General features: G+C 32.2%; 11 protein-coding genes. All 11 read left to right on the forward strand.

Annotated elements, in window-relative coordinates; translation table 11 throughout:
- The first annotated feature begins 5 nt into the window (after nucleotides 1-5).
- Nucleotides 6-719, forward strand: a complete 714-nt coding sequence (locus tag V6984_RS03810) for an IspD/TarI family cytidylyltransferase (RefSeq protein WP_342758481.1) — start codon at nucleotides 6-8, stop codon at nucleotides 717-719.
- Nucleotides 658-1,677 (forward strand): DUF1919 domain-containing protein, encoded by a 1,020-nt coding sequence (locus tag V6984_RS03815; RefSeq protein ID WP_342758482.1) that lies wholly within the window; start codon nucleotides 658-660, stop codon nucleotides 1,675-1,677. The genes V6984_RS03810 and V6984_RS03815 overlap by 62 nt, the downstream gene beginning before the upstream one ends.
- Before the next feature lie 73 nt (nucleotides 1,678-1,750).
- A complete protein-coding gene (locus tag V6984_RS03820; protein WP_342758483.1) occupies nucleotides 1,751-4,228 on the forward strand; it encodes a hypothetical protein in 2,478 nt (825 codons plus the stop codon).
- 61 nt (nucleotides 4,229-4,289) lie between these two features.
- On the forward strand, nucleotides 4,290-5,105 hold the full coding sequence (locus tag V6984_RS03825; protein WP_342758484.1) for an FkbM family methyltransferase: 816 nt from the start codon (nucleotides 4,290-4,292) through the stop codon (nucleotides 5,103-5,105).
- A 65-nt stretch (nucleotides 5,106-5,170) separates the two neighbouring features.
- Nucleotides 5,171-6,403: a radical SAM protein gene (locus tag V6984_RS03830; protein ID WP_342758485.1), complete on the forward strand. Its 1,233-nt coding sequence runs from the start codon at nucleotides 5,171-5,173 to the stop codon at nucleotides 6,401-6,403.
- Between the two features lie 74 nt (nucleotides 6,404-6,477).
- Entirely contained in the window at nucleotides 6,478-7,368 is an 891-nt protein-coding gene (locus V6984_RS03835; protein WP_342758486.1) for a glycosyltransferase family 2 protein, read from the forward strand.
- Nucleotides 7,369-7,389: 21 nt separating this feature from the next.
- Complete coding sequence (locus tag V6984_RS03840; protein ID WP_342758487.1) at nucleotides 7,390-8,367, forward strand: glycosyltransferase family 2 protein; 978 nt, start codon at nucleotides 7,390-7,392, stop codon at nucleotides 8,365-8,367.
- Nucleotides 8,364-9,560 carry a glycosyltransferase family 4 protein gene (locus V6984_RS03845; protein WP_342758488.1) on the forward strand — a complete coding sequence of 399 codons (1,197 nt, stop codon included), beginning with the start codon at nucleotides 8,364-8,366 and terminating at the stop codon, nucleotides 9,558-9,560. Before V6984_RS03840 ends, V6984_RS03845 begins: the two co-directional genes overlap by 4 nt.
- Nucleotides 9,557-10,432: an alpha-1,2-fucosyltransferase gene (locus tag V6984_RS03850; protein ID WP_342758489.1), complete on the forward strand. Its 876-nt coding sequence runs from the start codon at nucleotides 9,557-9,559 to the stop codon at nucleotides 10,430-10,432. Before V6984_RS03845 ends, V6984_RS03850 begins: the two co-directional genes overlap by 4 nt.
- Before the next feature lie 124 nt (nucleotides 10,433-10,556).
- Complete coding sequence (locus tag V6984_RS03855; protein WP_342758490.1) at nucleotides 10,557-11,033, forward strand: hypothetical protein; 477 nt, start codon at nucleotides 10,557-10,559, stop codon at nucleotides 11,031-11,033.
- 106 nt (nucleotides 11,034-11,139) lie between these two features.
- Nucleotides 11,140-11,919: a glycosyltransferase gene (locus tag V6984_RS03860; RefSeq protein WP_342758491.1), complete on the forward strand. Its 780-nt coding sequence runs from the start codon at nucleotides 11,140-11,142 to the stop codon at nucleotides 11,917-11,919.
- Nucleotides 11,920-11,925: the final 6 nt, after the last annotated feature.

Genomic DNA, 11,925 nt, shown 5'->3' on the forward strand with positions numbered 1-11,925 from the left:
TGTAAATGAACATAGCAATATTGTTGGCTGGGGGTTATGGCGCCCGTACAGAGCAGGATATACCAAAGCAGTTTATAAACGTATATGATAAGCCCTTAATTATATATACGCTGGAGAATTTCGAAAGACATCCAGATATCGATGCGATTCTTGTGGTATGTTTGGAGGGCTGGCATGAAATATTACGCGCTTATGCCAGACAATATCATATTGATAAATTACGGTGGATTGTCAGCGGCGGTAACGACGGACAAGAATCTACTCGTAACGGAATCAAGGCATTGAAAGATGTATGTGATGCAGATGATATTATTGTGGTGCACGATTCTATCCGGCCATATCTTCCCGGGGAAGTGATTTCCGACGCTATTGTGAAGTGCAGAAAATATGGCTCGGGATTAAGTGCCATAAGGTGTCAGGAGACTATAGTCAGAACGGAAAACGGCATCTGCGGAGCGGATGGAATCGGCAGGCAGGAAATTATGCGTGTACAGACTCCTCAGGCATATCTTTATGGAAACGCGGCATGGGCTTACGAAGAAGCAGAAAAGCGAAATATAACGAATGAAGTATATATTAATACATTGATGCTCCGTTTAGGAGAAACAGTGTATTTTTCCTTGGGGATTGAAAAAAATATAAAGATCACGACTGTGGATGACTTGGAAATGTTTAAGGCGTTGTGCCGTATGGAGAGGGAAAGCTGGATTAAGGAATGAGAAGGCGGCAGGAAAGAGGATACGAATGAAAAGTGGAGATACATATAATATATATATTTTCGGCGCTGGTTATGAATATAACAGATTATCATCGTATCTTCCGTTGTATAGTGATATATTTAATATAATGGGAATAGTGACTACGAAGAGGCAAGGCTTTTCCTGCATAGATGGATTGAAAAATATAACAATAGAAGAAATAGATGTAGCTGCTATGGATTATATCATTATAGCGGTCATAGCATGGAAAGAAATAAAAGAGAAACTTCTTAGTATTGGGATCGAAGATAAAAAAATAATTAGAAGTAATGTCTTTTACAATCCATGTTTTGGCTTTAAGGAATATATAAAATTAAAAAGTAGCAATGTTAGCATTTTTTCCAACTTTTGTCTAGGGGGAACAATCTATAGGGAGTTAGGTTTGAAAGTGTTGTCTCCCACAGTAAATATGTTTTGTTTGGGTGAAGAATATATTCAATTTCTCAGGGAATATGAGGTATTATTAAAAAGTGAGATGAAAGAATACATATCGGAACAATACATAAGTGGAACGCTAGGATGTGAATCATTCTATCAAAGAGGAATTTTGGATGATAGAATTATTTGGTATTTTAATCATAATCAAAGTGCAAGTGATGCAATAGTTAAGTGGAATGAAAGAGTAAAGCGAATTAATTACTCGAATATAGCAATGCTGATGACTATACAAACGGATGAAGCAGCATATGAGTTTGATAAGCTGCCTATTAAAAAGAAACTCGGGGTATATCATAAAGATTTAAATTTAGAGTCTGTAATATATTGCTCTGATTGGAATGACAGTAGGGTAAGGTATCAGTCACATGGAAATTGGCCGGCATATGCGAACCGTTATATGTCAAATAGTGATAATCTGGCGGGCGCAGTTAATTGGATTAAGTTTTTGAATGGTGATAATGATTATAAGAGATACACATAAAAGGATAAAATTGTAAGAAGTTGAAAAATGCGTATAACATCGATAATATAGAGATGGAAAGATGGATTAAGGAATGAGAAAGTGGCAGCAGGAGAAGCTTCATCACATAATTGATAGCTTAGGGGAATTGCATTTATGTATTCAAGATTCCATAGATGCCCAAGAGTATGGGCGTTCACTAGAGTTGCTGGCAGATTGCCAAAAAAGTGCAATTGATGTTGGGCATGTTATTGAAGAGACCGAGGGGGAAGGCTGTGTGACAGTAAGTCTTCTGGAGGAGTATTGTGAAATCCTTTATCTGGTTAGTCAGAAATTAGATGGTTCAATCGATGGGAAGAGCGCATTATTAATGCTAAAAGATAATTTAGAAAATATAAGCAAGAGTGTTACGACAGATATTGCCATTAAGAAAGAAGTGGTATTTTTTCCTTATAAAGCTTCGATGTGGGATTCTTTGGAAAGCATTTATCTGGCGGCAATAAAGGATTCAAACTGTGATGCTTATTGTGTTCCCATTCCTTATTTCGATAAAAATCCAGATGGAAGTTTCGGGGAAATACATTATGAAGGAAATGAATATCCGGCAAATATTCTGATAACCGATTGGAAGGCCTATTCCTTTGAAGAAAGAATGCCGGATGCGATTTATATTCATAATCCGTATGATGAGTATAATTATGTGACGAGTGTTCATCCGAGATTTTATGCGAGTAATCTTTATAAGTATACGAATATGCTAGTGTATGTTCCTTATTTTGTATTACCGGAAATTGAGCCAAATAATCAAGCGCAAATAGATAAGATAAAACATTTTTGCTATACGGCGGGCACTATTTATGCTAATAAGGTTATTTTGCAATCGGAAAATATACGGCAGATATATATTAATGAGTATCTGAAAGAGATGGAAGAGCGGGGAAAGAAGATTGATAGGAAAGTTTTGGAGAAGCGGTTCGTAGAAATGGGTTCTCCAAAATTCGATAAAGTCCGCAGAATGAGAAAAGAAGATTTTGAGATTCCGGAAGAATGGTTAACCATTATGAAGAAGAAAGACGGTAGTTGGAAAAAGGTTGTTTTTTATAATATAGGTATAAGCGAATTGCTTCAATATAAAGAAAGAATGCTGAGCAAAATAAAATACGCTCTTGAAATTTTTAGCAAATATAAAGAGGATATAGTATTACTTTGGAGACCGCATCCGTTGATAGGGGCGACTATTCAATCGATGTGTCCTGAATTGACAAATGGATATCAAGATATCATAACAAAATATAAAAAAGAAGGATGGGGTATCTATGATGAGTCGACGAACATGGATCGAGCGGTAGCTTTATCGGATGCTTTTTATGGAGATAGCGGGTCTGTAATGCAATTATTTAGGCATGTAGGTAAGCCGGTTATGATACAAAGTGCATTAGAATTTCAACAAAAAAAAGTGCCACCTTTTGAAGCGGCTGTGGATACGGGCGATTATTATTGGTATGTACCAACATTTGAAAATGCACTTTATCGCATAAATAAAACGACTAATACGATAGAGTTTGTTACAAAATTTTTTCATGAAAAAATAAAGGCACTTCTGTTTTCAAAAATAGTTTCTTATAAAAATATGTTGATATTTATACCTAATTTGGCAGATTATATAACGATTTTTACACCAGATAATAATAATATGTATAAATTAGATTATATTAAAGGGCGTTCTATACTTAGCCAGGGAAATAGATTTGGGTCTGCTATTTTAGACGGAGACAATTTGTATCTTATTCCAATTACCATTAAAGAAATAGTTGAAATAAACTTAGAAAATTATGACATGAAGTCTTACGATATATCTTTCGGAGAGGTAGAGGAATCGGTTCTTTCTGTGAAGTTTTGGATTTTTTCTTGGAGATTTCCAATTCAAGTTGGGAGAAGAATTTTCATTCCGTTAATGCATAATAAAGGAATTCTAATTTTTGATTTGGATAGTAAGAATTTTGAACAAATCTTTCCGGGAAATTTAAAGTTGGCATTCGAAAGCGTATTTTATGTAAATAATAGATTTTGGTTAATTCCAAGCGATGGAAAAAGAGTTTATATCTGGAATCCGGTAAAGAATTTAATAGAAAAAGAAATGGATATGCCATCTGGTTTTTTGGGGAGCACACCGGATAGTATTAGAAACTTTGGTGTAAGTGGAATAAAAGATGGGATAATTTATTTATTTGCAATGAAAGCAAATATGAGCATTGCAATAGTTACAGATGGAGAAGTAGTGTATAAAATTGACGTAGAAGAAAGTATGCGAGTAGAGGATGACTTCTTGGATTCGAGGTATAAATATAGCCATTTTTTTGATTTTAATAATAGATTAATTGTGCAGTTGGGAAAAAGCGGAAAGTTTTTGGAGATAGTGAAGAAGGAAACAAATATATATTTAGAACAATTAAATGATAATACGAATTTTTCTGCACAATCCTTACATAAAAAGTTGGAGCTCCTTGAAGGTATAATATTGGAATCGGAAATTCCTCAGAGTTATTTTTTGAATTATATAAAAGAAACTTAAATAATTTTCTTTTATACAAACTGTAATGGTCACCTTTAGGACAGGAAAACGAGGGACAGATATGGATATGGTGCGAATTAATAAAATATATTCGATTTTCGGATTATCGGGAATAAAATATTTCTTGGCATACTGGATGCATACACATATTTATGTAAGGTATCTAAGTAAACGTACTATTTGTTTGAGATATAAAAATAGAAATCTCTATATAAGGCTTTTTTCCAGAGATTTGGATTTTGTAGAATCTATCTTAATTGGCAAGAAAAATCGAAGACATATATATAAAGGCGAATACGATATAAATTTGAATTTAGAGTTTATAGATATTATCATTGACTGTGGTGCGAATATTGGATTATTTTCAGTTCTATATGCGTTAAAGTTTCCAAATAAAAAAATAATTGCAATTGAACCAGAGAAAGATAATTATCATTTATTAAGAAAGAATACCAAAGATCTAAAAAATGTAGAGTGTTTACAAATGGCAATATGGTATCGAGACAGTAAAGTTAAAGTATATCCAAGCAGAGTAAGAATGGAGATTAGTAATACATACAGCGAAGGTGCGTGGTATGTGGGAGAAACAGATATAAAAGATAAAGAGGGCATACAGGCAATTGGGGTGTCTACTTTAGTGAGAAAATATAACATAGGGAATTTTTTTATGAAAATGGACATTGAAGGTGCTGAGCATGAAATTTTTACATGCAATAATTATAGTTGGTTGCAAGGGTGTAAGGTAATGATTATTGAAACCCACGAACGTTTTCGTTTGGAGTATAAAATAGATAACGAGGTTGCGCAGACATTAGGGCAATATGGACTTTATAAAATACGAACAATAGGAGAAAATAAAGTATATATAAAAAAATAGATTAATTATCATCTTTAAAAAGTATTGCATGTTAAATTGTTTGAAAGGTCTAAGAGGGATAAAAGGTGACAAATTTTTATAATGATTTTATGATGATGATAGAAAGTAAAAAAGTTATATGTTTCGGAGCGGGAAAAAGTGCAGAACGGATTGTAAATGAAATGTCATTAACCAAAGATAATATTGAAGGGTTTGTGGATAGCAACATTGCTTTATGGAATACAACAATACAAATTCCCCGAGTAGGCATATTTCCAGTTTATTCACCTCAATTTCTTGAAGACTTGAATCCCGAGAATTATATTATACTGATAACAAGTATGTATTGGGAAGAAATAATAAAATATATAAATAATAATTTTAATAAGAAATACCGCATTTTTCATTCGCCATGTGTAAGGGAACATGTTTTAGGAAGTAAAGAATTCATGGAAACAAGATATATTGATCCTTGTATTAATAGATATCAGCGATATTGTAAAGAATTTTTATTGCTGAATGATAAAGAAATAGAAATGGAGACTAATAATTTACGTCAAAGATTAATAAAAGATGATTATGTAGTAATTCCAAGGATGCCAATTATTCTGTCTACTAAATGCACTCTTCGATGTAAAGAATGCAATAATTTGGTTCCATATTTTAATAATCCAATAGAGTTTTCGGCTGAAGAAATAATAGATAATATTACAAAAGTAGCCCATGCTGCTGATGAATGGATTTATTGTGAATTGGTGGGCGGGGAGCCTTTCTTATATAAAGAATTACCAAAGGTTTTAAATTATGTGCTTGAACTGAAAAAAATCAGAGCTATCGAAGTAACAACAAATGGAACTGTTATTCCTTCAAAGGAAGTTCTTGGCTTGCTGGCGAATGAAAAAATAATTGTAAAGATAAGCGATTACGGAAAATACTCGAATATTCCCAAATTAACAAATATATTTGAAGAAAATCACATTAAATATACGGTATATGAAGATATGCAATGGATTAAAGCTGGGGGATGCGATAAGAGGAATCGGGATTTGCGAATACAAATATCACAGTATATGCAATGTCCGGCCAGCCATTATTGCCATACCTTGATGGGAAATAAAATTTTTATCTGCTCGCGAGCAGCTTCACTATATTATTTAGAAATCTTAAAGGAAGATAATGAATACATATTGATAGATAATAATAGGTTAAAAGAAGATATTAAAGGACTATATTTAAAGCCGCAGTGTACAGCTTGCGATTATTGTGATATGTATATTCCTGAGCAAATTATGATATCAGCAGCGGAGCAAAGAAAATAATGTAAAAATTTTAGAATATTTAATATAAATAAAAAATAGTTAGTAATTTACTTACGGAGGAATGACAGACAAATATGGCTAGGGTTAGTGTGATAATGTCGGTTTATAATGAAGAAAAATATATATGCGAATCTATAGAAAGTATTTTGAATCAGACTTTCGTGGACTATGAATTCATTATTATTGATGATGCTTCTACAGACTCAACTGTATCGTTAATTGAATGTTATAAAGATATGCGTATAAAATTAATAAAAAACACTAAAAATCGTGGTCTGACAAAAAATTTAAATGCAGGATTAAAAATAGCAAAAGGACAATATATCATTCGTATGGATGGTGATGATGTAGCATATCCAAATAGAATAGCAGAGCAGGTTGATTTTATGGATCACCATCGTGAGATAAAGTTAGCCAGCTGTGGATACAGAATCATTGGAAGTGCAAGAAAAACGGTGTCTTGTAAGGTATCTTGTGACGAGATAAGAGCGATGCTGATTTTTAACTCAGTGCTTCCACATCCAGGTTTTATATTTGATAGGAAGGCGATGAATGATGTTGGTATCAGATACAATGAAAGACTAAAATATGCACAAGATTATGACTTTCAATCTCGTGTAGTCAAAATTTATGATTTGGCGTTTATGCCTCAAGTGCTATTTGACTATCGCGTTAGCAAGAAACAGATTTCGGTAGCCAAGTTTGAACAGCAACAAAAGTGTGCCAATTATATTAGGATGAAGGAATTACAATATCTTGGAATAAATAAAATGCCAATAAGACCTGAAGTTTGGAGGGCATTCTCGAGAAGTGAGGATAGAGTGTTTTCATTGGAAGAGAAATATAAGGTATTTGTTATGACTATGAGGATAACTAATTTGTGTAAAGAAAAAGAAATGTATAATGAAAAAGCAGTGAAAGAAGTATGTAAAAAGAAATTACAAAAATTTATAAAAATTATGTAAGTCTAAGAGTTAGGAGCATCTATGCATGAAAATCAGGATAAGCTAATTAGTATTATTATTCCAGTCTATAATGTTAAAGATTATTTAGAGAAATGTATTATTTCAATACTGAACCAGACACATACCAAAATTGAAGTAATTATTATTGATGATGGCTCTGACGATGGCAGTTCAGAAATATGCGATGAACTTGCCATAATTGATAAACGAATTAAGGTATTTCATAAGAAGAATGGAGGACCCTCCAGTGCCAGGAATATGGGATTACAGTATGTAGAAGGAGAATATATTGGTTTTGTGGATAGCGATGATTACATTAGCGAGGACATGTATGAATCACTCATTAGCTATATGAAACAGGGTATAGATATTGTTACTTGTGGAAGGGTTATTGTTTATCCTGAAAGTTATAAAAAGAAGCGAGTGGTATATGCAACATCAGGGATAAGAAAAATGACAAGGGAAGAGGCTCTAGAAGAAGCACTTCAATTAAAGGCATTAAGCTTTTCCGTTTGTGACAAATTATTTCGCAGAGAGATATTGGAAGGGATTATTTTTCCGATAAAAAAAACAAGTGAAGATTTACCATTTGTATATTCGGTATTAAAAAGAAGTCGTTTTATTATAAATATAGGACAAGCAAAATACTTTAATTATCAAAGACAAAATAGTATTTCAAGAAGTGAATTTTCCAAGCGCAGAATAGATTTTGTATTATTTTCAAGAGATATTTTATCAGATGTAAATTATCATTTTCCGAGATTATTGAAACAAGCGGAAGCGATGTATATAAAGAATATAATTATTACTATAAGGAATATTGAGAACAGTAGCAATAAAGATAAATTTTCCGAGCAATCCCGGCGTTTATATAAAGTGGTTAGGAGAATGAGCATTCGAATATTAAATAACCAGTTTATTGAAGGTGCTATCAAGAAAGAATTATTACATCTTCTATTGCGAAAGTTATTTCATTTCTCTGGAGGCATAATGGAATGAATATTGTATACGTTACCGGGCTATTTGCCCAGAAAAATGAAGATATTTTGGGAGGGATGCCTAGATATATATATAAAATAGGAGTCCTAATGCAAGAAAGAGGACATAATATTAATATATTAACCACAGGGCATAAAGATAGGGTGTGGAATTATCAGGGGATTGAAGTTCATACAATTTGTTATACGCCAATATGTTCTGAGAATAGATTTGTAAAATATATTTTGAATCCCATGAAAAGAGATATATCGTTTAATAATGCTTTAAAATCAATGAATCAAATAAGAAAAATTGATTTAGTGCAATATGCGGGTTGGTTTGGTGTAGGAATATTATATAATAGAAAGATGCCTTCTGTTTTGAGGATATCAACATATTCTAGAGTTCAGCTGAGTACGGAATATTCGAAACAGGAACTTGATATTATGTCTTGGTCGGAAAGAATGGCGGCTAGAAATTTTGATGGGATTTTTGCTCCAAGTAAAGTTACAGCACAAGTATTTTCCGTAGATGTAAATAGAAAGGTATCTGTAATAAGAACACCATTTGTTATTGATCTTTCGGAAGATGAAGAAGATCAAAGTGTATGGGAAAGAAAACTTGAAGAAAAAAAGTATTTTCTTTTTTTTGGTAGAATATCAAAGGATAAAGGAGTGGTTACTATTGCAAAATGTATTTATAAATTTTTGCAGAAATATCCGGACTGCTATTTTGTTTTCGCAGGAAATGTTGCGTACGGTATAAATGGGTTTAATTCCTTGAAATTGGTAAAGCGGATGGCAAAAGAGTATAATGATAGAATCATATATTTAGGGCAACTAGAGCATAAACAATTATATCCTATAATAAGAAAAAGTATAGGTGTGGTTATGCCCTCAATAATGGACAACTTACCCAATTCCTGCTTAGAAGCATTATATTTAAATGGAATAGTAATAGGTACCAGGAAATCCAGTTTGGATGAAATTATTAGAAATCAAATAAGCGGTTTATTGATTGAAATCGATAATGAAAGGCAACTATTAACATGTATGTCCAATGTTATGGAGATGAAAGAAGATGAAAGGAAAAGGATGAAGGAAAATGCGATAAAGGAGTTGGAGAGGTTTGAAGCCAAACGATTAGCTAAGCAATTAGAAAAATATTACGAAGAGATTATAATAGCATTTAGAAAAAGTAAGAGGATATTATGATTGTAGTAAAAATATATGAGGGATTGGGAAATCAAATATTTCAATATGCTTTTGCTAAATCTCTTCAATTGAAAACGGGACAAAGAGTAATATTGGATTATACTAATCAATTTGATAATTTAGCCAGGAAAAATAGAACTAAAAGAAAATTTCTATTAAATCAATTTCAAACAAGTTTACCATTGTGCAGTAAAAGTGAACTGGTGACTTGGAATTTTTTAAAGCAAGAGAATTCTGTTGATGCGGCAAGATATCAGCTTGCTCGCTATAGAATAGGCAAAAAAAAATACTATGCGGAGTCTATAGATGATGTAACAAATTATAAAGAAGAACTGCAGTATCTTAGAGGTGAATGGTACATAAAAGGATGGTTCCAAAATGAAAAGTATTTTAGCGATATTCGGGAAATATTATTGGAAGAATTTAGCTTAAAAAATGAACTGAATATTTCATCTTTCTTAAATGAAGTTTTAGTCAATAATAATACTGTAGCTGTACATTTTAGGAGAGGGGATTACAAAAACGGACATTTTTTAAGCTTAAATTATTATAAAAAATCCGTTGAATATATAGAGCAAAAGGTAGTGAATCCAATATATCTAGTTTTTTCAGATGATATCAAATGGGTAAAAGAGCATCTGAAAATTGAAGGAAGAGTTATTTTTTTGAATGAAGAGGGTCAATACTGCGATTTTGAAGAATTAGTGCTGATGAGTAAGTGTAAGCATTGTATTATTGCAAATAGTACTTTTAGCTGGTGGGGGGCGTGGCTTAACAGGAATGAAAATAAAATAGTCGTTGCACCAAAGCCAGAAGCATGGTTTACTAATCAAAAAAATATATTGTTACCTGATTGGAAGACAATTAGATAAGAGCAAGAAGGTAAAGCGTCCGATTGTATCTATAGAGGATGCTGTCTATGAGATTTAAATACGCTATTAAAAGCGGATTTTTATCAACAGAATATAATAATGAAACGACAAGGTAGGTAGAACTATGAAAAAAATAATATCATCAATATTTTTAGTATTAATTAGTGCGATAACAAGTGCCGTAGCAACGGAAAGATTTTGCAGTAAAGCTACAAAAAAGGCACAAGAAATGTCGGACAAACATTTGGCTTTATTTTTGTTAATGAACCAGTGGGTTTTAGTAAAGCAAGAAGGGAAAAATTTAAAAGATTATTTTAATAAGAACGGTTATAAAACGATTGCTATTTATGGCATGAGTTATGCAGGAGAACGCCTTTTAAGAGAACTGGAAGGTAGTGATGTTACTATAAAGTATGGCATTGATAAAAAGGCAGATGTCATTTATTCGGACATAGAAGTGATAAGTGTAGATGAAGATTTAGAGGATGTAGATGTAATTGTAGTAACTCCTATATTTTTCTTCAATGAAATAGAAGAGGTACTATCAAAGAAAATAGATTGTCCTATTATTTCTCTGGAAGATATATTGTACGATGTATAACAAGAAAGCGATAACTCAAGAAGAATACACATAAAATTTATACCCTAGGTTTTATGTCAGAGGATTTATGTTGATGAAAGAAATATGTATAGTGATTTTGAATTATATGAATTTTGCTGAAACAATCCAATGTGTGGACAGTGTGTTAGGACAAAGAGAATGCAATTTTCATATAATAGTTGTGGATAATGGGTCGGATAATGAATCTTTTATGCATCTTAACAAAAAATATAGATATAATAGTTTGATTACAATAGTCCATACTAATAAAAACTACGGATTTGCAAAAGGAAATAATGTCGGAATTTCTTATGCGAGAAGGCGTTATAATGCGGAATATGTTCTTTTATTAAATAGTGATACGGTTTTATGTGATAAACTTTATTTAAAAAAGATGATAGATGCAGATGAGCGGGGAATAGGAGTTATTGGAAGTAAAATATATTTATTAAACGGGAAAGAACAAAGTAACTATTATGAATATTTTGATTTCCCCGGCACATTATATCGTTATTTAAGTCTTTGGGCAGCGAAAAGTGGGTGGGATGAAGCTGAGAAATGTTTTCAAAGAAAATTGAAGAGTTTTAAACCAATTAGGATATTGCATGGTTGCGTGCTTCTATTAACACCGGAATTTTTTAATTATTATGCAGGACTTTATGACAGAACTTTTTTATATGGGGAGGAAATATTACTTTTTTTAGCATGTAAGAAGGTTGGGATAAAAGAAAAAGAAATAGATAATACATATTTAATTCATAAAGCAGGGCAATCTTCTAGGATATTATATAGTAATAGGAATTCTATCAGGGAAAAGCTTACTTTAAAATCATATAAGTACATAGTTTGGGAAAGCTTTAAATTATTTAAGAAAGAAATTTTCTGAGGGAAA

Source organism: Kineothrix sp. IPX-CK (genome assembly GCF_039134705.1).
Lineage (GTDB): Bacteria > Bacillota > Clostridia > Lachnospirales > Lachnospiraceae > Kineothrix > Kineothrix sedimenti.